The organism is Bradyrhizobium sp. RDI18 (assembly GCF_043203335.1).
Taxonomy (GTDB): Bacteria; Pseudomonadota; Alphaproteobacteria; order Rhizobiales; family Xanthobacteraceae; genus Bradyrhizobium; species Bradyrhizobium retamae.
The window spans coordinates 4,296,553-4,319,560 of the sequence record NZ_JBICRN010000008.1; the positions used below are offsets into that span (position 1 = coordinate 4,296,553).

22 protein-coding genes and 2 pseudogenes are annotated in these 23,008 nt (G+C 63.7%); 10 read left to right on the top strand and 14 right to left on the bottom strand.

The features are described 5' to 3' along the window. Nucleotides 1-24: 24 nt before the first annotated feature. A complete protein-coding gene (locus ACFXS9_RS29785) occupies nt 25-927 on the top strand; it encodes a hypothetical protein (protein WP_392695051.1) in 903 nt (300 codons plus the stop codon). Nucleotides 928-1,166: 239 nt separating this feature from the next. On the opposite strand, the gene ACFXS9_RS29790 is transcribed toward ACFXS9_RS29785, so the two are convergent. Further along, nucleotides 1,167-2,354, bottom strand: coding sequence for a DUF2125 domain-containing protein (locus tag ACFXS9_RS29790; RefSeq protein WP_392695053.1), 1,188 nt, complete (start codon nt 2,352-2,354; stop codon nt 1,167-1,169). Between the two features lie 111 nt (nt 2,355-2,465). Here ACFXS9_RS29790 and ACFXS9_RS29795 point away from each other — a divergent pair, with 111 nt between their 5' ends. Beyond that, complete coding sequence (locus tag ACFXS9_RS29795; RefSeq protein WP_392695056.1) at nt 2,466-3,065, top strand: gamma-glutamylcyclotransferase; 600 nt, start codon at nt 2,466-2,468, stop codon at nt 3,063-3,065. Nucleotides 3,066-3,206: 141 nt separating this feature from the next. On the opposite strand, the pseudogene ACFXS9_RS29800 reads toward ACFXS9_RS29795, so the two are convergent. After that, nucleotides 3,207-4,743 (bottom strand): annotated as a pseudogene (locus ACFXS9_RS29800) (alpha/beta fold hydrolase). Nucleotides 4,744-4,900: 157 nt separating this feature from the next. Further along, nucleotides 4,901-5,209, bottom strand: coding sequence for a hypothetical protein (locus tag ACFXS9_RS29805; RefSeq protein ID WP_392700358.1), 309 nt, complete (start codon nt 5,207-5,209; stop codon nt 4,901-4,903). Between ACFXS9_RS29805 and ACFXS9_RS29810 the strand changes: the two genes are divergently transcribed. After that, the gene (locus tag ACFXS9_RS29810) at nt 5,202-5,606 is read left to right on the top strand and encodes a methyltransferase family protein (RefSeq protein WP_392700360.1); all 405 of its coding nucleotides are present in this window, start codon (nt 5,202-5,204) and stop codon (nt 5,604-5,606) included. The two genes, ACFXS9_RS29805 and ACFXS9_RS29810, sit on opposite strands and share 8 nt — an antisense overlap. Nucleotides 5,607-5,662: 56 nt before the next feature. Continuing rightward, nucleotides 5,663-6,604: an NADPH:quinone oxidoreductase family protein gene (locus ACFXS9_RS29815; RefSeq protein WP_392700089.1), complete on the top strand. Its 942-nt coding sequence runs from the start codon at nt 5,663-5,665 to the stop codon at nt 6,602-6,604. Nucleotides 6,605-6,712: 108 nt separating this feature from the next. On the opposite strand, the gene ACFXS9_RS29820 is transcribed toward ACFXS9_RS29815, so the two are convergent. Together ACFXS9_RS29820 and ACFXS9_RS29825 are read right to left on the bottom strand one after the other, a co-directional pair. Further along, nucleotides 6,713-7,369, bottom strand: a complete 657-nt coding sequence (locus ACFXS9_RS29820) for a leucine-rich repeat domain-containing protein (protein WP_392695059.1) — start codon at nt 7,367-7,369, stop codon at nt 6,713-6,715. A 92-nt stretch (nt 7,370-7,461) separates the two neighbouring features. Further along, on the bottom strand, nt 7,462-7,920 hold the full coding sequence (locus ACFXS9_RS29825) for a MaoC/PaaZ C-terminal domain-containing protein (protein WP_392695062.1): 459 nt from the start codon (nt 7,918-7,920) through the stop codon (nt 7,462-7,464). 208 nt (nt 7,921-8,128) lie between these two features. Here ACFXS9_RS29825 and ACFXS9_RS29830 point away from each other — a divergent pair, with 208 nt between their 5' ends. Beyond that, nucleotides 8,129-8,473, top strand: a complete 345-nt coding sequence (locus tag ACFXS9_RS29830; protein WP_392695064.1) for a DUF6614 family protein — start codon at nt 8,129-8,131, stop codon at nt 8,471-8,473. A gap of 788 nt (nt 8,474-9,261) precedes the next feature. On the opposite strand, the gene ACFXS9_RS29835 is transcribed toward ACFXS9_RS29830, so the two are convergent. From ACFXS9_RS29835 to ftsE, 3 genes are all read right to left on the bottom strand, one after another. Continuing rightward, on the bottom strand, nt 9,262-9,972 hold the full coding sequence (locus tag ACFXS9_RS29835; RefSeq protein WP_392695067.1) for a YdcF family protein: 711 nt from the start codon (nt 9,970-9,972) through the stop codon (nt 9,262-9,264). Between the two features lie 115 nt (nt 9,973-10,087). Beyond that, on the bottom strand, nt 10,088-11,059 hold the full coding sequence (locus tag ACFXS9_RS29840; protein ID WP_392695069.1) for a cell division protein FtsX: 972 nt from the start codon (nt 11,057-11,059) through the stop codon (nt 10,088-10,090). Next, nucleotides 11,052-11,711, bottom strand: a complete 660-nt coding sequence (gene ftsE / locus ACFXS9_RS29845; protein ID WP_028348200.1) for a cell division ATP-binding protein FtsE — start codon at nt 11,709-11,711, stop codon at nt 11,052-11,054. Before ftsE ends, ACFXS9_RS29840 begins: the two co-directional genes overlap by 8 nt. Before the next feature lie 252 nt (nt 11,712-11,963). Between ftsE and ACFXS9_RS29850 the strand changes: the two genes are divergently transcribed. Both ACFXS9_RS29850 and ACFXS9_RS29855 read left to right on the top strand, forming a co-directional pair. Beyond that, on the top strand, nt 11,964-12,884 hold the full coding sequence (locus ACFXS9_RS29850; protein WP_392695072.1) for an MJ0042-type zinc finger domain-containing protein: 921 nt from the start codon (nt 11,964-11,966) through the stop codon (nt 12,882-12,884). A 39-nt stretch (nt 12,885-12,923) separates the two neighbouring features. Next, nucleotides 12,924-13,301 carry a response regulator gene (locus ACFXS9_RS29855; protein ID WP_065743818.1) on the top strand — a complete coding sequence of 126 codons (378 nt, stop codon included), beginning with the start codon at nt 12,924-12,926 and terminating at the stop codon, nt 13,299-13,301. Between the two features lie 238 nt (nt 13,302-13,539). On the opposite strand, the gene ACFXS9_RS29860 is transcribed toward ACFXS9_RS29855, so the two are convergent. After that, nucleotides 13,540-16,188 carry a TIGR02302 family protein gene (locus ACFXS9_RS29860; protein ID WP_392695076.1) on the bottom strand — a complete coding sequence of 883 codons (2,649 nt, stop codon included), beginning with the start codon at nt 16,186-16,188 and terminating at the stop codon, nt 13,540-13,542. 170 nt (nt 16,189-16,358) lie between these two features. Here ACFXS9_RS29860 and ACFXS9_RS29865 point away from each other — a divergent pair, with 170 nt between their 5' ends. Together ACFXS9_RS29865 and ACFXS9_RS29870 are read left to right on the top strand one after the other, a co-directional pair. Further along, nucleotides 16,359-16,739, top strand: a complete 381-nt coding sequence (locus ACFXS9_RS29865) for a carboxymuconolactone decarboxylase family protein (RefSeq protein WP_065743820.1) — start codon at nt 16,359-16,361, stop codon at nt 16,737-16,739. A gap of 11 nt (nt 16,740-16,750) precedes the next feature. Further along, nucleotides 16,751-17,661: pseudogene (locus tag ACFXS9_RS29870) on the top strand (NAD(P)-dependent oxidoreductase). Between the two features lie 159 nt (nt 17,662-17,820). Here ACFXS9_RS29870 and lysA read toward each other — a convergent pair. The 3 genes from lysA to argH all read right to left on the bottom strand — a co-directional run bounded on the left by lysA (nt 17,821) and on the right by argH (nt 20,856). Next, nucleotides 17,821-19,086: a diaminopimelate decarboxylase gene (gene lysA / locus ACFXS9_RS29875; RefSeq protein ID WP_392695080.1), complete on the bottom strand. Its 1,266-nt coding sequence runs from the start codon at nt 19,084-19,086 to the stop codon at nt 17,821-17,823. Nucleotides 19,087-19,093: 7 nt separating this feature from the next. Further along, nucleotides 19,094-19,357 (bottom strand): lipoprotein, encoded by a 264-nt coding sequence (locus ACFXS9_RS29880; RefSeq protein ID WP_392695082.1) that lies wholly within the window; start codon nt 19,355-19,357, stop codon nt 19,094-19,096. Between the two features lie 107 nt (nt 19,358-19,464). Beyond that, entirely contained in the window at nt 19,465-20,856 is a 1,392-nt protein-coding gene (argH, locus tag ACFXS9_RS29885; protein WP_392695085.1) for an argininosuccinate lyase, read from the bottom strand. 122 nt (nt 20,857-20,978) lie between these two features. Between argH and ACFXS9_RS29890 the strand changes: the two genes are divergently transcribed. Further along, nucleotides 20,979-21,656, top strand: coding sequence for a TlpA disulfide reductase family protein (locus tag ACFXS9_RS29890; RefSeq protein ID WP_392695088.1), 678 nt, complete (start codon nt 20,979-20,981; stop codon nt 21,654-21,656). Between the two features lie 14 nt (nt 21,657-21,670). Here the strand turns inward: ACFXS9_RS29890 and ACFXS9_RS29895 are convergent, their stop codons facing one another. Both ACFXS9_RS29895 and ACFXS9_RS29900 read right to left on the bottom strand, forming a co-directional pair. After that, nucleotides 21,671-21,859 carry a putative motility protein gene (locus ACFXS9_RS29895; protein ID WP_028348190.1) on the bottom strand — a complete coding sequence of 63 codons (189 nt, stop codon included), beginning with the start codon at nt 21,857-21,859 and terminating at the stop codon, nt 21,671-21,673. 217 nt (nt 21,860-22,076) lie between these two features. Next, the gene (locus ACFXS9_RS29900; RefSeq protein WP_392700090.1) at nt 22,077-22,958 is read right to left on the bottom strand and encodes a 3-hydroxybutyryl-CoA dehydrogenase; all 882 of its coding nucleotides are present in this window, start codon (nt 22,956-22,958) and stop codon (nt 22,077-22,079) included. Nucleotides 22,959-23,008 lie beyond the last annotated feature (50 nt).

A 23,008-nucleotide genomic window follows, 5' to 3' on the forward strand; every position in this document is an offset into this window, starting at 1 on the left:
ACGGCGGCATCGCAGGAGGCTCTCATGAGCATCAAGCGAATCCTGGTTCCACTTCCCGGCTCAGCGAGTCACACCGGTCAAATTGAAACGGCATTGTCTGCCGCGAAGGCGTTGGGGGCTCACGTCCAGGCACTGTTCATCAGTGAGCCGCCGCCGGTCACGCGTGGCGGCCTAACGGCCACCGAAATGGGACGAACGGCGACCGTCGCATTGGCAAACCGGCACGCCGAGGAACGGGAGCGAGCAGCGCGGGATGCGCGTGAGGTTTTTGCGCAGGCCTGCGCGGCAGTCGGCATCCCGATGCTATCGGTGAGCGACGAGCCCGGCAGCCCGCTTGCAGCATCCTGGCGCGAAGCCGAGGGATCGTATGTGGAAATTGCGGTGCAACGTGCCGCTGCCTTTGACCTGATGGTCGCCGCAAGCGCCACCGTGATGGAATCGCTGATGGCCATTGCCGAGCAATCGCTGCTGCGGACCCGTCGCCCCGTGCTGTTGGCGGCGGCTAGCCTGCAGAGTGATCTGACCGGCAGCGTGATGATTGCCTGGGACGAGAGTCCGGAATGCTGGCACGCAGTCTCGGCTGCCATACCGTTCATGCAACTCGCCAAATCAGTGCAGGTCATAAGCGTTGATCGGGACGCCAGCAATCGCCAAGCCTCGCAGGCGGAGGTGCTTGCCTATTTGCGCTGTCATGGCATCGCTGCGACCGCGCAGGTGGTTGCACCGCGGAATTGCGCTCAGTGGGCGATACGCTGCTCGCGGCCGGGGCAGAGCATGAAGCCGGCCTGCTGGTCATGGGCGCCTATTCCCACAGCCGCCTGCGCGAAATGGTTCTGGGCGGGGCCACGCGCCACATCCTTAAGAACGCTTCGGCACGCCCCGTTCTCTTGGCGCATTAGCCCTCGTCAGAGCGCAATCGCAGCTTAGGTTGCCGCCGACGCCAACGCTATGGCCTCACTCGCCGAAGGCGGGTGGGGCCGTGCCGGATTTCGGCCGCCCGCATCCGCCGCTGAAGAAGACGGAGTGAGGCGCGGCTTAGGCGATTGCGCTCCGTTCTCACGGCCGTCATTGCGAGCGCAGCGAAGCAATCCATCTTTCCCCGTGCGGAGGTGTGGATTGCTTCGCTGCGCTCGCAATGACGTGGAGAGCTTCGAGCTCAACGGCAGTTAAAACAGCGGCGGCACCTGGCCCACTTTTATCGGACCCAGAAACACCGCGCCATCGACAAAGCGCAGCGGGAAGGCGCGCGCTTTCCGTCCCTCCAGCTCCGCCTCCTTGCCAAGCGCGTTGATGCTGGCGGTGACGCCGGCATTGGCGTTCTGCTTGACGACCTTGCCGAGCCCCGGGATCGCCCTGTCGAGCGCGCCGAATAGATTGTTGAGGTCCTGGCTCTTGACGCCGGGCGCGACGCGATCCAGCGTTGCCTGCGGCACGCCCTCCTCCAGCATCTTCTCGATGCCAAGCGCCGGAATCACTTTCTCGATTCCCGCCACCGTCATCTGCAATTCGCCGTCGATCCGACCCTGCGCGTTGAGGCTCAACGTGCCGGCGGCCAGCGAGATCAGGTCGCCCTGCTGAATCCGCGACCGCACGATCTCGACTTGGCCGCCCGCCGCCTGCAGCTCCCTGAACCGTTCGGGCCACGGTTTTGGCGAAAGATTCTTCAAACCCGTGAGCTTGGTCTGGATGTCGGCGTCGAACGGCTGCGCCAGCACAGGGTGCACCTCCTGCACGTTGCCGCCCGATATCTGCAGCACGGCTTCGATCACGGGGTGATCCTTCGTCGAGCCTTCGGCAAGACGGCCGTGCAGCTCGACATGGCGGGCGCGCGCCAGCGGCGTCTCGACCGGTCCATTGACGCGGTCGATCGAGGGATTGTCGAACACGATGGAAGCGCGCTGCGGCACATCGGGCAATCCGCTCACGCTGCTGCGGCCCAAGGTCCAGTTCACCTTCATCGACGGCGGCTGGCCGCGATCGGCGAGCGTGGCCGGCGCCTTGAATTCGGCGATCAAGAGTCTCGGCTGGTAGATCTGCGCGATCACCATGATCTCGCCGAGCCGCGCGGTGAACGGCACCTGGGCGCCCGCGGTCTGCGAGACCAGCGAAACGCTGGCGTCGTCGCAGCGGACTTCGAAGCGGAACGGGAAGCCGGCCACCGAACGCTTGCCGCAGGCATAGACCCGGCCGGCTTTCGCCTCCTGCGCGGCCCATGCGTCGGCGCGCACGCCGACTTCGGATGCGGCATAGAACCAGAACGCGCTCCATGCCGCGGCAACAACAAGGAGCAGTGCGGGCGCGATGAAGAGGCGCCACAGCGGGCGCCGGCGCGGCGCAGGGGTCATGTCAGGCATGCGGCGTCCTTTGGCTAGCGATTTTGGCGAATGTAAGTATCCGCTCGTCGCAACAAAAGGCATTGAATCCACTTCGCTTTGTCGCGCCGTTCTGGTAGCGGTGCACCCGGCATGTCCGCAATTGAGTTCAACGATACGGAATTCTCGCAAGGCGACCTCTGGGTGTTCGGCTACGGCTCCCTGATGTGGCGCCCGGGCTTCGAATTCATCGAACGGGTTCCGGCACGGCTGATCGGCGAGCACCGCGCGCTCTGCGTCTACTCCTTCGTCCATCGCGGCACGCCGGAAAAGCCCGGCCTCGTTCTCGGACTCGACCGCGGCGGCGCCTGCCGCGGCATTGCGTTCCGGGTCGCGGAAAAGAACAGCGAAGCGACCATCGCCTATTTGCGCGAGCGTGAGCAGGTCACCTCGGTCTATCGCGAGGTGAGACGATCAGTGTGGCTGGAGAACGAGGCGCGCCAGCGCGTCAGCGCCCTCGTCTACGTGGTCGACCGCGGTCACGTGCAATATGCCGGGCGGCTATCGCTGGCCGAACAGTTACGGCACGTGCTGCAGGGACACGGCCAGTCCGGCGTCAACCGCGACTATGTTATCGCAACGGTCAAGGCGATCGAGGCGGAAGGCTTTCGCGATTCCCAACTGCACCGGCTCGCGGCGATGCTGCACGACCAGCATCCGCTGCCTCTTCCCGCAGAGGACAGCGACCGTTGAGCGGGTGTGTGCCAAGCTCGCCCGCCCTGCGACTTCAATTCCTTTGCATCCAACGTCCATCTTTGTCCGGGCTAGCTACGCTAAGGCCATCTCGGCAAAAATTCAGCGCTGCAAAGGCGCTTGATCGACAAACCTGCAACATTACCCCGTGAGATCGCCGACGAACTGCCTGATGTTATCAAGCACCGCTTGCCGATCGCCGGCGAAGGCCCAGTGGTCGGCGCCGTCGAGCTCGATGAATCGCGCCCGCGGGATGTGGTCGGCGAGATGTCTCCCGGCGCCGATGCGGACGGCGCGGTCGCCGCGGCGGTGGAGCACCAGCGTCGGAACGACAACCCGCCCCAGAAGATGCCGCACATCCGTATCGCGGAAGGCCTCCAGCACGCCCCCTGACGGCGCCCGGGCTTGAGGCCGCACGAAGCAGGCCGGCCCACCAGGCTCTCGCTTTGGCATCGCCCGCGAGACTCGGCGCGAACGTTTCGATTCCGGCAGGCCCGCCCCAGGCCGAAGCGAGCTGCTGCAGCCACGCATCATATTGATCGGCGTGCAACGCATGCGGATAGTCGGGTGCAGAGCTTCCCTTCGCGAGCGAAGCGAACAGGATCAGCCCGGCGACGCGGTCGGGATGATCAGCCGCGAACCTGATGCAGGCCGGTCCGCCTTCGGATGCGCCGAACAACACGACCCGGCGCGAGCTTGCGGCATCAAGCACGGTGCGGATGTCCTGCGCAGTTGCCTCCGCGCTGGGGCTGAACCCGACCCGGTCGGACAGGCCGACGCCACGGCGATCGAGCAGGATGAGACGGCCCATCGCCGCAAGCGCGGAAAGAAAGGCCCGGCACCTTGCGTCCTCCCAGACCCGTTCGACGTGGGACACGAAGCCGGCCAGCATCAGAATGTCGGTGCGCCCTCTGCCATAGGTCTGGAACGCGAGATGCACTCGGCCGCCGCTGACATATTGCGTCGGCGGCGGCTCCGCGGCGCCGGCCTCGAGCAGCGCGTTCGTCTCGGCTTCGGGTGCCACGTCGAGTTCGTCGCGCAAACGCTGTGTCAGCGCCTCGAGCTGGCGCTCGGCCCCGGCTCTATCGCCGCCCAGGATGAGATTGCGGATGAGGTGGCGGGCATAGATTTCGCTGAGCGGATCGAGCGCAACCAGACGGCCGGCATGCGCGGCGGCGGACGCGTAGTCGCCCGCCGCGTGCTTCTCCTGCACCACCCGCTCGAGTGCCTGGATCGCGCGGCCGCGTAAGGCCTCCCTGCGAAAGAACGCCCACTCGTCGAATTGCGGACAGTCGCCGGGCGAGAAGCCGTCGAGGAAGTCGGCTTGATAGAGACGACAGGCGCGCTCGAACTCACCGCGGTCGCAAGCCTCTTCAAACAGGCGTGAATCGATCTCCAGATTGTTCGCCGCCGACAACCGAACCGTGGATCTGTCGGATGCGAGGACATCGCCGAGCGCGAGCTGAAGGCGATGCAACAACCGACGCAGCCGCGCCCTTACCACCTCCGTAGGGCTTTCCGGCCACAACATGGTCGCAATCGCATCGCGCCCAACCGGGCCCTTCGCTTCAGCCAGATAGACCAGCAGCGCAAGACCCTTGCGCAGCGCCAACGGGCACAGGCGGTCATCACAACGAACCTCTGGGAATCCGAGCGTCCGGACGCTGAACGAAGCCATGGTGATGCGATCTTCAATGATGGCGTCCGGGGACGCCTAGGGGACGCTGCGATGATAGCACCGGTGGCATTGCACCGTCACCTTCTGGAGAAACGTCATGACCGGACGCGCCGCCGCTCTCATCTATGGCCTCGCGAGCTATCTCATCTTCTTTCTTTCATTTGCCTACACGCCAGCCTTCCTTGGCAATTTTCTCGTCCCGAAGACGATCGACGTCGGACCGGACGGCGGGCTCGCGCAAGCGGTCCTGATCGACGTGATTTTGCTCTGCGTATTCGCGATTCAGCACAGCGTCATGGCGCGTCCAGCCTTCAAGCGCTGGTGGACGCGCATCATACCGGATTCCTGCGAGCGCAGCACCTATGTGCTGATTTCGAGTCTTCTGTTGATCCTGATCTTCTGGCAGTGGCGTCCGATCGTCGCGCCAGTCTGGCGCGTCGAGGGGCTGGCCGGAGGCAATGCTCACGGCGATCTTCTGGATGGGCTGGCTGATCGCGCTGGCTTCGACATTCCAGATCGACCATTTCGAGCTGTTCGGATTGCGCCAGGTCGTCGACGCGCTGCGCGGAGCAGCCGATCGTGTGAAGGCGTTCAAGACTCCGCTCTTGTACCGCCTGGTGCGTCACCCGCTGATGCTGGGTCTTTTGCTCGCCTTCTGGGCGACGCCGCATATGACGGCCGGGCATCTGTTGTTTGCCATCATGAATACCGCCTACATCCTTGTCGGCGTCAGGCTCGAGGAAAGGGACCTGGTTGCCGAGTTTGGCGCGAGCTACGAGCATTATCGCCGACGCGTTCCGATGCTGATGCCGCGTCTCTTCGGCGGCGGCTCCGTCGCTCCAGAGACACGCCGCGGAGGCTGAGATGCGCCATTCTTTGCAACGCCTTCAAAGGCATCGAAGCCCTTGACATCACCGAGATCGCCGAACCGCGCCCCGCATCAAACGAGGTTGTCGTCGATGTCCATGCCGCGTCCGTCAGCTACATGGACTATCTGATGAGCTGTGGCGGCTATCAGATGCGGCCGTCCCTTCCCTATGTGCCGGGAACGGACGCCGCCGGCGTAGTGCTGGCCTGTGGCGACCGGGTCACGCGCTTCCGGCCCGGCGATCGGGTCTGTTGCGGAAACTGGTTCGGTGCGTTCGCAGAGCGCATGGTCGCCAGGGAAAGCAGCGTCGCGTTGCTCCCGGTCAACGTTGATTTCACCGTGGGGTCAACAGTCATGCACACTTATCTCACGGCTTGGTACGCACTGATTGAGCGGGCGGGGCTGCAGGCCGGTGAGACGGTGCTTGTGACGGGGGCCGCTGGCGGGGTTGGCCTCGCTTGCGTCGAGATCGCGCATTTGATCGGCGCGCGGGTCATTGCCGTCGTGGGCAGTGCTGCGAAGGCGGCCATGGTCCGCACGCATGGCGCCGCCGAGGTCGTTGACCATTCGTGCGAAGAGGTGCGTGATCGCGTGAAGGCTCTTGCGGGGGACAAAGGCCTCGACGTCTGCGTTGACAATGTCGGCGGCGCGCTATTCGCCACCCTTGCAAGGCTTATGGGCTGGAATGGCCGGCTGCTCCCAATCGGCTTCACCAGCGGCGAGATTCCGTCGCTCGCCATGAATCTGCCTTTGCTCAAGAACTATTCGGTCGTCGGCGTCTTCGTCGGCGCCTGGATGGAGCGCTATCCGGACGAAGCTGCCCGCGCGGGGGAAACCATCATGGCATTGGTCGGCGACGGCAAGCTTCGCCCCCAGGTTGACCGGGTGCTTCCGCTTCAGCGCGCCGGTGAGGCGATGGGCCTGGTTGCCAGCCGGAGTGCGATGGGCCGAATTGTGCTGCAGGTCAGACGCGGCGAATCGAAAGGAGATTGATGGAATCCGTCGTGATCGAGCAACGCTTCTGCGGTCCGCCAAGTCTACGGTTCGCCAAGTCGGCCAGTTACACGGCCAAGCCCATTGCTGACGTTGCGAACGCAACCGCTACAGGTAAATCGCGCAACCTCGTTCTTCGAGCTCAGCGAACCAACTCGGGCGTGAAATCGTCACCCAGCGCAGATCAAGTTTTTCGAGACGTGGAAGCTTGAGCAGCGCTTCCGGCAAGGTGGCGACAGGGTTCCCTCTCAAATCGATCTGTCGCAGCTCCACCATTGCACCGATCTCTTCCGGCAAGTGCGTCAGGCTGTTGTTCCTGAGATGCAGCTCACGCAGCCGCGTCAGCTTGGAAATGGTCGAAGGCAGAGTGGTCAGGCGATTGTCGGTCACGCGAAGTTCGAGAAGTCCTGTCATCTCGGTCACCGCGTCGGGCAGGCTCTCGAACTCGTTTTCGCTGATGTTGAGATAGCGCAACCGGGTCAGACGCCCCAAAGACGGCGGAAGCTCTTTTAGTGCGTTGTCGTGCAAGTAAAGGAAGTCGCTCAGGCCGACGAGTTCGCCTAGCGCAGCCGGAATCCGCCGCAGCTCGTTGTGGCCCAGGTCCAACGTCCTCAGGGCGCGTAGCTCGCCGACCCTGTCCGAGAGCTCCACCAGGCCATTGTCGGCCAGCACGAGCGATTGCAGGTTCGTCCGATCCCAGACGTGATCCGGCACGGCGCCGAGCGCCTGTTTCCACAAGGATAAGTGCAAGTCCGACGCGGCCATCACTGCAGGATGATGCCTCTACTTCACGCGGAGACCAAGGCCGCCGCTTCTGGCCCAAAGCGGACCTAGCACCGGCCTCGGTTCTCTGCACTCTAAGGCTTCGCAACCGGTCGCCGCGCAACGAGAACCGAGTTGATGCATTGAAGAACAGTTTCGCGCTTTTGATTGCGGAGATGTATCTGGTTGCGGACAATGCCCCTGTCCGTATGTGACTTCGACTCACGCTTCTCTAGGATTGCCACTTCAAGATCGAGTTCGTCCCCCGGACGTACCGGAGTTGGCAGCCGGAGTTCGTCCCAGCCAAGCCCGGCAAGTATCCGAAGTGAATAGGGCTGTGACCGACCTAACAACGAAATTACTATAGCAAACGTGTGAGCACCTGAGGCGGTTAACCCCGCAAAAACAGAGCGAGCGGCAGCCTCTTCGTTGACGTGAAAGGGCTGCGGATCGAACTTCTGGGCAAATTCGATGATTTCTTTTTTTGATACGTGGTAAGGGCCAGCTGTACGCAATTTGCCGACCTCAGCCTCCTCGAAATACAAGACGGCCATCGACAATCCTCTAAGGCCTAGAACAACAGAGACAACAGCCTAGCTCTGCGGCCTCACAAAGTCAGTAGGCCTCCTTCTGCCCGTAACGGACGCGGCCTGGTCGGCGGTTGGCGCCGGTTTTGCCCCTTAAGAACTCCAACCTAGTACTTTACAATGTCTGCCCTCGATCGATTTGGTCTCAAGGAGTGACAGGGTTGGAAAAAGCGACATGCAAAAGAGCTCATCAGTCTGCTTTAGCGGCGTCTTCTCATTGCGTGAAGGAGTTAGCGAAGCGGAGTTTCTGCCGAAATTGCATCAATTCTATCAGCACTTGATAGAGATGGGCTTCGCCACTGGCTATTGCGTCATGCGCCGAGAGGCGCTGGACGGGTTCGGCAAGACACTACCGGCGTTCCAGTATCGTGGCGAACTTCATTATCCAAATATGGAGCTGGAGCACGCCGCATATGCATACGTGAAGCAACGGGGCGAGCGGGTGCACTCTCTTCATGTTGCGATGAACTCAATGGTCAGACCTGGGGCGGATTTCTTTCTGGAGACACGCATCGTATAAATACGCGACCGTCTGCTTCTGGCCCCAAACCGACATGCCCGCCGGCGCTGCCGATGTCAGCTTTCGGGAGCAGCTCTGACTGACCGGAGTTCACCAGGCGGCGGCAGCCGTGGGTTTTGCTCTGCACCTCGTGCTCGAAAATTTCCTCGGGTACCGCCGCGAGTTTCTGCCAGCGCGAGGATTGATCGTTAGAAATGTCCACATCGGAAAGCCCCGTGCCCGTCGAGGCGTTTGTTGGCCGCCCGTCGCGTTTGGCAGCGGTCTGTTCGCAGCCGATGCAACCCGGGCAACGGCGTTTGGTGCTTGATGTATCAAACACTCGACTAATCCGTAAAAACGACCACGCATGTTCACCGTCGTTCGCTTCCAGGTGTTACATCCACAGCGTTCCCGAGGAGCGTTGCACCAGGCAATTCTTGCTTGCGCGCCCCGACGAGATACGTGCCCTTGGCTGCGGTACAGGGGACTGGATTGAGCCAACGCGGTTTTCTCGCCGGAGCGCGCACACAAGAGAGCTCCTCTGGTTTGCGATGTTATGCAACTTGAACCGTTCGGAAAGCCAGCAGTCCGAGTGTACCAATTTTGGTAGTAGCGGTTGGACGCTGTCAGAACCGATCCTTGACGCGGTTGTAAGCCGGTTACGCTGTTTTAGCGTTGGGCGGTTCAGGCCGGCTGGGTTGCCGGAATGAGAGTCGCTTGTTCTGCATTGCTAGTGGATTCGTCGGCTTTTGGCCCAAAGCCGACAAGCCGGACGCACCATTCGCGGATTTATGTGCGCGCGTTCTACTCTAGTTGGCCTGCGCGGTCGCCGGCCGGCGCGGCGCCGGCGCTGGCTGATCGGCTTCCGGTATCACCTCGATGCCGACATCGGCCAGCCGCACGCGCACCTCGGCGGCGACGTATTTCACATATTCCGACAGCAGCAGACGCAGCGTCGCGCCGCTGGTCCACCACGGCTCGTCGCGCCATTTGTCGCCGATCACCGCGAACGGAATCAGCGTGACATCAGGCATCGCATGCGACAATTCCAGAATGGCCCGCGGCATGTGGTAATTCGACGTCACCACGATCAGCGACTTGAAGCCGCGCTCCTGCGCCCAGCGCCGCGTCTCCGCGGCATTGCCGCGCGTGTTGGCGGCGGAGCGGTCGAGATCGACGCAGCAGCCGAGCAGCGACTGGTTGTCGGGCAGCGAGCGCGAAATGTCGCGCGCGGCGTTGGTCGGATGCACGCCCGAAATCAACAGCCGCTTGCCGTAGCCGCCGGCCAGCAATTCCATCGCATCCGCCACCCGCGACGAGCCGCCGGTGAAGACCACAATCCCGTCGGCGCTGCGCGCCGGCTTGATTTCGACGCCGCGCAATTGCGAGAGAAAGGCGATGAAGCCAACCGCCGCAGCGACGAACAGGATCGCCAGGGAGCCGACGATGACCGCACGCAGCCATCCGCGCGGCCGCGCGGCACCCGCCCTCGGCGTGCTATCGTCGTGCTGCAAATCCATATCGTCCGGCAACCCTCGTCCACGGATAATTCTAGAACGTTTTCACGCGAAGTGGAGTCCCGGTGCGCGGGTCAAGTCCGTGACTTGCTTCACTTGAAAATACCAATGACCCGAATCAATCGATATCGTCCAGCGTCGCAAACAGCGTCCGCCGCGACGCCCAGGCGGTAATGGCGGCAATCGCCACGGCCTGTACCGCCAGCGCCAGATAGCCGGACGGCGGCAGCGAAAATGTCCCGAGCAGCGCTGCGAACTGATCGCCGACAGGGGTGCCCGAGAACCAGCTCGCGATCGATTCGGAGAAGCCGAAACCCAGCATCGCAGCGCCGCCGCCGATCACCCCGCCCTCCAGCCCGAGTCGGAGAAAATGCCGCAGGAAGTGGTTGGCGATATAGCGGTCGCCGGCGCCGACGAAGTGCAGCACCTCGACGATCGGGCGATTCGCCGCCATCGCGCCGCGGGTCGCGAACGACACCGAAATGATCGTCGCCACGATCACCAATGCGAGAATGCCGACGCCGGCAAACACGGTGGCGCCGGTCATCGAGCGCATGCGCTCGATCCAGGCGCGGTGATCGTCGACGCTTGCCGACGGCGCCACTTGCGTCACCCTGGAGCGCAATGCAGCGAGGTCGAGCGTGGTGCCGGGCTGGACTCGCGCGACGACGACGCGCGGAACCGGCAACTGCTCGATCGACAGCCCGCTGCCGAGCCACGGCTCCAGCAAACTGGCCGATTCATCCTTGCTGAACGGTTTGACCTGGACGATGCCGGGCTGCGTCCGCATCGCCTCCACCACCGCGGCCGCGTCGCGCTCGAGATCGCGCCCTGCCTGCGGGCGCACCTGAACGGTGATTTCGCTGGCGACTTCGGATTGCCATTCCGCCGCCGATGCGCTGACGAGCAGCACGGTGCCGGTGGTGATGGAAGCGAGGAACGTCATGATCGCGACGACGGCGACCAGCGCGCGGCCGGAGATCGACGCCCGCGGCACGATCGGCGACATGTTGCGCGCCCGCGCCGGCACCTGCGGACGTTCGTTGCCGAGGTCCACCAGCGGCCCATGCTCGTCACCGGCCCTACTCATAGATGTGCAGCCGTCCCTGGTGCAGCACCATTCGCCGCGCCTCGTACTGGTCCATCAGCGTGATGTCGTGGGTCGCGATGATCACCGCGGTGCCCAGCCTGTTCAATTCGATAAACAACCGTAGCAAGCGCCGGCCGAGCGTCGGATCGACGCTGCCGGTCGGCTCGTCCGCCAACAGCAATTGCGGCCGCGAGATCACCGCGCGCGCGATCGCCGCGCGCTGCTTCTCACCGCCCGACAGGATCGGCGGCAGCGCGTCCATGCGCTCGCCGAGGCCGACCCACTTCAGGAGATCGATCACCTCGCGGCGATAGCTGGATTCGTCACGGCCCATCACGCGGAACGGCAGCGCCACGTTCTCGTAGGTCGTCATGTGGTCGAGCAGACGAAAATCCTGCAGCACGATACCGATGCGCGTGCGCAGACCCGCAATCTGATCCTTGCCGAGCAGCGAGACGTCCTGGCCGAACAGATTGACGAGGCCGCGGGTCGGCCGCAGCGACAGAAACAACAGCCGCAGCAGCGAGGTCTTGCCCGCGCCCGAGGGACCGGTGAGAAACTGGAAGGAATGGGCGGGAATCACGAAGGAAAGGTCGCGCAAAATCTCCGGGCCGAGCCCGTACCGCAAACCGACATTTTCGAACCGAACCAAGCTCAGCTCCGCTCGACATGTACCATGGCCGAGCTCCGCTCGGCATGGACCGTGGCCGAGCTCCGCTCGGCGTGGACCGTGGCCGGAAACCCCGGACTTGAACCTGAACCTGGACCCGAACCTGAACTTTGGGCTCGTGGCCCGCTGGCTTGGGCGCCAACCGGACAAAACGGTTTTGCGGCCGTTATGGTTTCCGATTCGTTAACGGTCGGTATGTAGCATCCGGGCGAAGACACTGGTGAGATGGGCTCCATGCATATCGTTTGTCCCCATTGTACAACATCTTACGCCATCAATCCGGCCACCTTGGGCACCGGCGGGCGCACCGTCCGCTGCTCCCGCTGCAAGGAAACCTGGCTGGCGCGGCCCGAGGACGCGATCGAACTGGCCGCCATGCCGGCAGCCATGCCAAGTGCTCCGCTGCCAAGCGCTCCGCCAACTCCTGCGCAATCGAGCCAGCCGGCCGCAAACGATGCCGCGGCCGAATGGGAGGCGATGGCGCGCGAGGAGGAGGAACAGGACACCCCGGTGGTCGACAGTCCCTCGATTTCGCCCCGTTGGCCGGCCGAGGGCGAAGGGTCGCGCCAAGGTGGCGACAGAGGCGGCGACAGCGACTGGCCATCGGTGGCCCGGCGGGATGCGGAAGACCATGGGGATATCCCGATCACCACGCACCGCGAGCGGCTGGCCCGCCTTTTCCGGCTCCCCTCCCTGCCCCGTATTCCGTTCATCCCCTCCGTCGGCCTGCCGACCGCCTGCGCCGCAATGGGCGCGCTGATACTGGCGCTGATGATCTGGCGCATCGAAATCGTGCGGCTGCTACCGCAAACCGCGACGTTCTACAAGATGGTCGGGCTCGAAGTGAACCTGCGCGGGCTGGCGTTCAAGGACATCAAGATCAGCAACGAAACCGTGGACGGCAAGCCGGTTCTGGTCATCGAGGGCGTGATCGTCGGCGAGACCAAAAAACCAGTCGAATTGCCGCGGCTGCGCTTCTCCGTCCGCGACGCGCAGGGCGCCGAAATCTACGCCTGGAACGCGGTGCTGGAACAGCCGGTGCTCAAGCCCGGCGAGCGCGCCTATTTCAAGTCGCGGCTGGCTTCGCCGCCGCCCGAAGGCCGTAATATTGACGTACGCTTTTTCAACAAGCGGGATCTGGCCGGCCACGCCTGAATCTGGCCGCGCTTCCGCAAGGCGAGAGATCAAGACTTCATGCCACGCGTGCTGATTGCCGATGACGAAGACTCCATGCGCTCGCTGGTGGCACGCGCCATCGCCATGGATGGCCACGAGACCGTCACCGCCGAGGACGGCGCCGACGCGCTCGATATCCTGACGCGCGAGCAAGGCCTGTTCGACCTGCTCTTGACCGACATCCAGATGCCGGTCATGGACGGCATCGCGCTGGCGCTGACGGCGGCGCGCGATTTTCCCAACCTGAAGATCCTGCTGATGACGGGCTTCGCCGACCAGCGCGAACGCGCCTCCGGCCTCAATGCGATCGTGCACGACGTGGTGACGAAACCGTTTTCGGTGCACGACATCCGTACCGCGGTGGCGGACGCGCTGGCGGCGCGGAAGGCGGGGTAGGTCAAAAAATCGCGTTGGGGCGCTGCCGATGCCGCAACCTCAACTTGTCGTCCCCCGCCAACGGGTCGCGCGAATGCGCGCCCGATGACAGGCTCCGGCGGGGGACCCAGTACGCCGCGGCTTACCGGTTCAAGTATTGACGTCTCTGGAGTACTGGATCACCCGCCTTCGCGGGTGATGACAGTTGGGGGTAATGAAGACTTCGCGGGCGATGACAGCGGAGTGCGAGCCGAGCCCCTCAATAATCCTTCAACAGCCGCTCGATGTAATCCAGTTCGATCTGCGGACGGGCCGAATCGCCGAGACGGCGGCGCAGTTCTTCCAAAATCCGGCGGACCCGCTGCACGTCGATCTCGCCGGGGATCTTCACCGTATAGTCGTCGGTGAATTCGTTATGGCGCATCGGCCGGCCGAGCGGATCGGTCGAGTTGGCAGCGCCTTGCTGGCGGCCTCTCGGGTTGCCGGGGCCGTCGCCCGGCTGGTCGCCGTCACCTTGCTGCATGGCTTCCGCAAGGCTCTGGGCGCCCTTGCGCAGCGCGTCGAGCGCGCGGCCCTGCGAGTCCACCGCGCCCTCGGCATTGCCCTCGCCGAGCCGGCCGGTGGCATCGCCCATGGCCGAATCGGCCTGATCGAGCCCGTCCTCGCCATCGCCTTGCTCGCCGCCTTGACCCTGCTGGCCCTGACCTTGTTGGCCCTGCTGCCCCTGCTGGTCGCCACGCTGGCCCTGCTGGCCGCGTTGGCCCGGGCCCATGCCGCGCTTGGCGAGCTCTTCCTGCAACTTCTTCAGGCGGTCGCGCAGGCCCTGCTGGTCCTGCTGCAGGTCGCCCATGCTCTGATCGCCCTGCTTGTCACCCTGCTTGCCGCGCATCCGGTCGCGCCGCGAATCCTGGCCCTGCTTGTAGGTCTTGTCGCGCAATTGCTGCTGCTTGCGGATCATGTCGCCGAGCTCGTTCAGCGCCTGCTCCATCTCGTTGTCGCCGCCCTGGCCGGGCTGCGCCATCTGCAGGTTTTCCAGCATCTGCTGTAGCTGTTCCAATAGCTGCTTGGCGGCATCCTTGTCGCCGGAACGCGACATCCGCTCCAGCCGGTCGAGCATGTTCTTGAGATCCTGCTGGCTCAGCATTTTCGTATTGGGATCGAGCGGACGCGCCTGTTGCTGCGGGTTGTTGCGGAATTGCTCGGCGAGCTGGCGCAGGAAATTATCCAGCGCAGCGCGCAGATTATCCGTCAGCTTCTTGATCTCCTCATCGGTGGCGCCACGCTCCAGCGCCTGCTTGAGCGCGTCCTGCGCCGCACGCAGCGCCTTCTCGACATCGGTGATGTTGCCGTCCTCGATGGTGACGGCAAGCGCCCACAGGCTGGCGACGACCTCGCGCAGCGCGGCATCGGTGCGCGCCTCCTCCAGTTGGTGCTTAACGCTGAAGAGACCGAGATAGTGACCGGCTTCGGGCGTGAACAATTCCGGCGCGATCATCAGCGCATCGAGCGCGGTATAGACTTGCGAATTCTGATTGGCATCGAGCGCCAGAATGCGGCGTTGTTCGATCAGGGCGCGGGCGAGCGGCTTGGTGAACAGCCGTTCCGGCAGCCGCATGTTGAACGGCTCGCTCTTGCCCTCATTGCCGGCCTCGTCCTTGGCCGTGAGCGTCAGCGTCACATCGGCGCCGGCATAGGGATCCTCGCTGAGATCCTTCACGGTCTGGCCGACGCCATTGCGGGTGCGCGCATTCGGCAGCACCAGCGCAAACTGCGGCGGCTCGAACAGCGGCCGTGGCTCGGCCTTCTCGGTCTCCTTGCTCTTGTCTTCCTTGTTGCCTTCCTTATTCCCTTCCTTGCCGGAATCGGGAACACGGACGGCGAATTGCGCGCGCGCTTCGGTGACGCCGTAATCATCCTCGAGCTTGTAGGACGTCTGCAGCGAGCCGCGGGCCTGGCGCTCCGGATCCTTCGCCAGCGAGATGGTCGGGGCACGGTCGGGCGTCGCCGCGAAGCGCCACAGTGGCTGACCGGAGGGCGCGCGGACATGCGCGGTGCCGTCACCCGTGATCTTGAAATGCCGTTCGTTGGTGCCCTTCGGGGCCTGCTCGCTGGGCGCGACCTCGGTCACGCCGCCGCCGACCACGACGTCGATACTGCCGCCGCTGGAGCGCACCAGCAGCGTGCTACCTGCAGGCACCGGCAATGGTGCCCCGCTATCGGGAGAAGCGGCATCCCTGTTGGCGGCAGACAGAATGACCGGCGGCTTGCCGGTATAGAGCGGCGGGGTCACCCAGGCGTCGACCCGGACGTTGGCCGGCGCCAGCACGCCGTTCCAGTCGAATGCCGCGGCAATTCGTAGCCGACGCTCGTCGCCGGCGGCGACATAGGCGGCCGCCAGCATCACCATGACCAGCGCGCGCAGCGCCCAGGGGTCGTGGATCGCCAGCCGCGGCGAAGGCAGCCCGGCGCGGATCCGCTTGATCGAGGCCAGCGTGCGCTCGCGCTGCTCCCGCCACAGCGCCTGCGCGATCGGATCCTTGGTCGAGAGCGTATCGGTCAGCGCGGTCGCCGGGCGGTGGCGAATGCCGGTGCCGCGGTCGAGCCGGCTCAACGCCTCTTCGCGGCTCGGCCAGCGAAATCGCGCGAGCGGGAACAATGCGGCCAGCGCCGCGAGGGCGAACAGGCCAAGGCAGATCGCGCGTGCAAGGAACGGCAGCGCCAGCCACAATCCGGCCCAGGACACCACCAGGAACAGCCCAATGACGCTCAGAAACCGGACGAGCCCTGGCCAGCTACGTTCCCACGCAATCGCGTACTGGGCCCGTTGCAAAGCCTGCGTCAGTTGAAGCCGCGCGACGACATCCGGCTCGCGCGCTGGCTTTGTGGGGTCGGGGGAAGCGCCGCTCAACAATCTCTCCGGGTTGTCGATAAGTCAGCCTAGCACAACGGCGGCAATGAGGCACCCGTTCCCGGGGTAACCCACACCCGGAAATACGCATAACATAACACGAAGGCGTGACTGCGGGCGTCCCTCACCGTAACGTCCGCGCCGAACCCGTAAAACTACGAGGAAGCGACATGGACCAGAAGACACACGACAAGGGACTGGAAATTCGCAAAGCGGTGCTCGGCGAGGCCTATGTCGACAACGCGCTGAAGAGCGCCGACAGTTTTAACAAGCCGTTCCAGGAACTCGTCACCGAATATTGCTGGGGCGCGGTGTGGGGCCGCGAGGAACTGCCGCGCAAGACCCGCAGCATGCTCAATCTGGCCATGATCTCGATCCTGAACCGCCCACATGAGCTGAAAGCACACATCAAGGGCGCGCTGACCAACGGCGTCAGTCGCGACGAGATCCGCGAGATCTTCATGCAGGTTTCGATCTATGCCGGCATCCCCGCCGGCGTCGACAGCTTTCGCATCGCGCGCGAGGTGTTCGCGGAATTGGACAAGGGCTGAGGCGTAGCACCATGGAAATCGGATTCATCGGCCTCGGGAAGATGGGCTTCCCGATGGCGCGCCGCCTGATCGAGGCCGGGCATCAACTCACGGTGTTCGACACGCGGCAGGAAGCCATAGGCAAGCTCGTCGCGCTCGGCGCGCAGGCCGGATCATCGCCAAAGGATATCGCCGATCGCTGCGAGACGGTGCTGGCGAGCCTGCCGTCGCTGCAGGCTTCGCTCGAGGTTGCGACCGGCGCGGGCGGCGTGATCGAGGGCAAGCGCGTCAAACGCTTCGTCGATCTCTCTACCGTTGGCTCGCAGATGGCGGCCAGGATTCACGATCTTCTGGCGAAGAATAACATCGTGCAGATCGACAGCCCCGTCAGCGGCGGCGTCGGCGGCGCCGAGAAGGAACGCTGGCCGTGATGGTCTCCGGCCCGCGCGCCGATTACGAGCTGACAAAACCCGCGCTCGACGTCATTGGAAAAGTGTTTTTCATCGGCGAAAAGCCGGGCTCGGCGCAAACGATGAAACTGGCGAACAATTTCCTGTCGGCGACCGCGATGGTGGCGACGTCGGAAGCGGTTGTGATGGGCGTCAAGGCGGGGCTCGATCCGGCCGTGATGATCGACGTCATCAACGCAGGTTCCGGGCTGAACACGGCAAGCCGTGACAAGTTTCCGCGCTCGGTGCTGCCGCGCAGTTTCGATTTCGGCTTTGCCACGGGACTGATGGTAAAGGACGTGCGGCTCGCGCTGGAAGAGATGAAATCTCTGGGGCTATCGATGGAAGTTGCCGAAGCGGTCGGGCGTTTGTGGGAAGTCATCATCCGCGACGAGGGCGCGGAGTCGGATTTCACCGCGGCGATCAAGCCGATCGAGAAGGCGGCAGGCGTGGTGGTCGGCGGTGGTACGAAGGGCAGTCACGCGGCGAAATAAAGCTCCGTCGTCGTCCCTGCGAACGCAGGGACCCATACTCCGCGGCCAATGTTGTTGGAAAAGAACGATAACGAGCAGGTCGCGAAACAATTAACGCCTGTGGCTATGGGTCCCTGCGTTCGCAGGGACGACATCGTTATTGTCGCGCCACCAGTGTCATCACAGCCACGGTGCCGGCTTATCCATCGCGATCAATTCCTCGACCTCGATGCGGGGGCGGACCACGGCGTACTGGTCGTCCTTGACCAGGACTTCCGGCACCAAAGGCCGCGTATTGTAGAAGCCGGACTGCACCGCGCCATAGGCGCCGGCGGTCATGATGGCCAGGAGATCGCCGGCCTTGGGCTCGGGCAAATTGCGATCGAGCGCGAGATAGTCGCCGGTCTCGCAGACGGGTCCGACCACGTCGGCCGTGATCGTCCGCGCATCCTTGGCCGGCTCGCGAACCGGGAGGATGTCATGGTGGGCTTCGTAAAGCGTCGGGCGGATCAGGTCGTTCATCGCTGCGTCGATGATGACGAAGTTCTTGGCTTCGCCCGGCTTCACATAGATGACGCGGGAGACGAGGATGCCGGCATTGCCGACGATCATTCGCCCGGGCTCGAACATCAGCGTGCAGCCGAGATTGTGCGTCACCCGCTTGACCATCGCGGCATAGGCCGACGGCAACGGCGGCGCCTCGCGGTCGGCGTGATAGGGGATGCCGAGCCCGCCGCCGAAATCGATATGCGAGATCGTGTGGCCGTCGGCGCGCAGCGTCTGCACGAATTCGGAGAGAATCCGGAACGCGGTTTCCATCTTGGAGAGATCAGTGATCTGGCTGCCGATGTGCATATCGGTGCCGGTCACCTCGATCCCCGGTAAGCTGGCCGCACGGGCATAGACCTCGCGTGCGCGTGCAATGGGAATGCCGAATTTGTTCTCGGACTTGCCGGTGGCGATCTTGGCATGCGTGCCGGCGTCGACGTCCGGATTGACCCGCAACGAAATCCGCGCGGTCTTGCCGGTTTCGACCGCGAGCTTCGACAGCAACTCCAGTTCGGGTTCGGACTCGACGTTGATGCAGAGGATGTCGGCCGCGAGCGCCGCGCGCAGTTCTGTCTCGGTCTTGCCGACGCCGGAAAACAGAATTTTGTCGCGCGGAATCCCCGCCGCCAGAGCCCGCTTCAATTCGCCGCCGGAGACGACATCGGCGCCAGCGCCTAGCTTTGCCAGGGTGCGCAGCACCGCCTGGTTGGAATTGGCCTTCATGGCGTAGCAGACCAGCGTCTTCTCGCCGGCAAAGGCCTCGGTGAAGACGCGGTAGTGACGCTCCAGCGTCGCCGTCGAATAGCAATAGAACGGCGTGCCGACGGCATCCGCGAGCTCGGACAGATTCACGGCCTCGGCGTGCAGCACGCCGTTGCGATAGTCGAAGTGATTCATGGCGTGCTCAGTCCAGCAGCGGATCGAGAACGAATTTTTTCTTGCCGCCCTTGGGGGCGCTGGGGCCCGCCTCGGATCCATAGGTCGAATTGAAGACGCCGGGCTGCGCCGCGCGCTCGGCCTCGGTATCCGACGTGACCTGCGCCTGCGGCGGCGCGCTTGGCGGCAAATCGAGCCCGCCCTTGCGTCCGCAGCCCCCGAGTGCGAGCGCGGTGACGCTCAACAGGATGATGGCCCATCCCGACGATGACGGGCGGTAGTTACTGATCACGACGAAATCCCCAATGCGCGCCGCACCATACAAAGATTGCCCCAGTCTGGCGAGTGCCGAAGGGCCACGGACAACCATGAAATTGCAGCGAAATTTTCTCTTCACACCTATTTTTGCTCTTTTTCCAGCCGTTTCAGCCAGGCTTTGGCCTGCGAAAGCACGTTCTTCGGCGCGGTGCCGCCATAACTGGTCCGGCTTTTGACCGAGGCCTCCACCGACAGCACGCGCAGGGCGTCCGCGGTGATGTCAGGCTCGACCTCCTGCATCGCCTTGAGCGGCAATTCGTGCAGCGCCACGCCCTGCTTCGACGCGAGCGCCACGATCCGCCCGGTAACATGATGGGCGTCGCGGAACGGCATCTTCAGCGTCCGCACCAGCCAGTCGGCGAGATCGGTGGCGGTGGCGTAGCCCTCGCCGGCCGCGGCCTTCATCCGCGCCTCGTCGGGGACGAGATCGAGGACCATGCCGGTCATCGCGCGAATCGCGAGCGAGAGCGCGGAAAACGCCTCCATCGCACCCTGCTTGTCCTCCTGCATGTCCTTTTGGTAGGCGAGCGGCAGCCCCTTCATCACGATCAAAAGCCCGTTGAGCGCGCCGATCACCCGGCCGGTCTTGGCGCGCACCAGTTCGGCCGCGTCCGGATTGCGCTTCTGCGGCATGATCGAGGAGCCGGTGGTGAACTTGTCGGAGAGCCGCACCAGCCCCACCAGCGGCGAGGTCCAGATCACGATTTCCTCGGCAAAGCGCGACATGTGCACGGCCGCGATCGACGCCGCCGACAGGGTTTCGAGCACGAAGTCGCGGTCCGATACCGCGTCCAGCGAATTGGCCATGGGGCGGTCGAAGCCGAGCGCCTTGGCGGTGGCAGCGCGATCGATCGGAAACGAGGTTCCGGCGAGCGCCGCGGCGCCGAGCGGCGATCCGTTCAGCCGCTTGCGCGCGTCGGCAAAACGGCCGCGGTCGCGCGCCGCCATCTCGACATAGGCAAGCAGATGATGCCCCAAGGTGACGGGCTGGGCGGTCTGCAGATGGGTGAAGCCCGGCATAACGGTTGCGGCATGCTCCACGGCCCGCTCGGCCAGCGCGTGCTGGAAGGCGGCCAGCGCCGCATCCGTCTCGTCGATCGTGTCGCGGACATAGAGCCGGAAATCGGTAGCGACCTGGTCGTTGCGCGAGCGCGCGGTGTGCAGCCGCCCGGCGGCCGGCCCTATCAATTCGGAAAGCCGACTCTCGACATTCATATGGATATCTTCGAGCGCGCGCTTGAAGTCGAACGAGCCCTTGCCGATTTCTGACAAAATCGTGTCTAGACCCTTGCCGATATTTTTCGCATCACTCGCGGTGATAATGCCTTGCGCGGCCAGCATTGCAGCGTGGGCCTTGGACGCGGCGATGTCCTGGGCATAGAGGTGACGATCGACGTCGATCGAGACGTTGATTTCCTCCATGATCGCATCGGGGCGCTCGCTGAACCGGCCGCCCCACATCTTGTTGCTCATGACTTCCCAAGCCCTGCCATCTATATCGTCGGAGTAAGCGAAACGCCGTGGCGGTTTCGACCGTAATTCGACCGTAACCTTGAGCCCTGCATAGCCGTAACTGACACAGGATGACAAACGATATGCCCGAAATGTCCCCGCCCCGCCCGACCACGAGGCGCCGGATTCCGATCGCCATCGGCGCGGTGGCGGCTGCGGGCGTGGTCGGATTGGGCGCGTTTTACGGGCTCGGCAGCTTCAAGCGCGGAACGGGCGGCGATCCATCCTGTGCGGCAGCCGTCGAACTGGCGCGCAAGATATCGCCACTGGCACATGGCGAGGTGGCCGCGCTGACCATGGCGACGACGCCGCTACGGCTGCCCGACCTGGCCTTCGAGGATGGCGAGGGTAAGCCGAGGAAGCTGTCGGAATGGCGCGGCAAGACCGTGCTTGTGAACCTGTGGGCCACCTGGTGCGTGCCTTGTCGCAAGGAAATGCCGGCGCTGGAGAACCTGCAGGCCAAGCTCGGCGGCAAGGATTTTGAGGTGGTCGCCATTAACATCGACACTCGCGACCCCGAGAAGCCGAAAAATTTCCTCAAAGAGGCCAATCTGACCCGGCTCGGCCATTTCGCCGATTCAAAAGCCAAGGTTTTTCAGGATCTTAAGAGCATAGGAAAGGCGCTTGGCATGCCGACCTCGCTGCTAGTGGACGCCCAGGGCTGCGAGATCGCCACCCTTGCCGGCCCCGCCGAATGGGCCAGTGACGACGCGATCAAGCTGATCAAGGGCGCGATGCAGCCGATGAAGGCGGGGAGTTAGCGGGCCACGCTAGCTTAGGCCGCAATATTGAGGTTGCCGCCGACGCCGGGAGCGAGATTGGCGGTCGAGGGCGTGCCGAGCAGCGTCTGGACCGCGGCCTTCTCGGCGTCCGCATTCTGCTTGATGATCGAGGTCTGGATCTGCTGCTGCGTGCCCGCCGCCTGCATCGCGAGCATGCTCGAAACCATAGCCATCATATCCATACGCAGCACTCCTTAAGCCTGAGGCACCCTACCCCGCCACCGGTTAATGAATGCTTGGCGATCAAAGAAAAGTTGCGCGGTCGCACGAATACACGTGACACACTGCGGATGACCAGAATTTGTAGGATGGGTGGAGCGAAGCGATACTCACCAATTCGTGCGCGGAAGCGTGATAGTTTCGCTGCGCTCTACCTATCCTACGAAGACGCGGTGACGCCTAGCGCGTCGGGACCGGTTTGTCGCCGCGGTAGTCGTAGAAGCCGCGCTGGGTCTTGCGCCCCAGCCAGCCGGCCTCGACATATTTCACCAGCAGCGGGCACGGCCGGTATTTCGAATCCGCCAGCCCCTCATGCAGCACCTGCATGATCGACAGACAGGTATCGAGCCCGATGAAATCGGCCAGTTCCAGCGGCCCCATCGGATGGTGCGCGCCGAGCTTCATGGCGGCGTCGATCGCCTCGACGTTGCCGACGCCCTCATAGAGCGTGTAGATTGCCTCGTTGATCATCGGCAGCAGGATGCGGTTGACGATGAAGGCCGGGAAATCTTCCGACACCGCGACCTGCTTGCCGAGCTTGCCGACAAATTCCTTGGCGGTGTCGAAGGTCATATCGTCGGTGGCAATGCCGCGGATCAGCTCGACCAGTTCCATCGCCGGCACCGGATTCATGAAATGAATGCCGATGAAGCGCTCGGGACGGTCGGTCGAGGCGGCGAGCCGGGTGATCGAGATCGACGAGGAGTTGGTGGCGACGATCGCTTCCGGCTTCAATACCGCGCAGAGTTCGTGAAAGATCTTGCGCTTGACCTCTTCCTTTTCGACCGCGGTCTCGATTACGAGATCGCAATCCGAAAGCCCGTCGAGCGTCTCGCTGGAGGTAATCCGCTCCAGCGCCTTCTTGCGCGCGTCCTCGGTAATGAGCTGCTTGGCAACCTGGCGCGACAAATGGCCGTTGATGGTCGCCATCGCCGATTTCAGCCGTTCGTCGGAGACGTCGTTGAGCACCACGTCCAAGCCGGCGAGCGCCGCCACATGCGCAATCCCGTGGCCCATCTGGCCCGAGCCGATCACGCCGACCTTCTTGATTGTCACAGCCATCTTGTCATCCACCGGAACGGCGCGCATATCGCGCCTGTTCATCTCTAAAC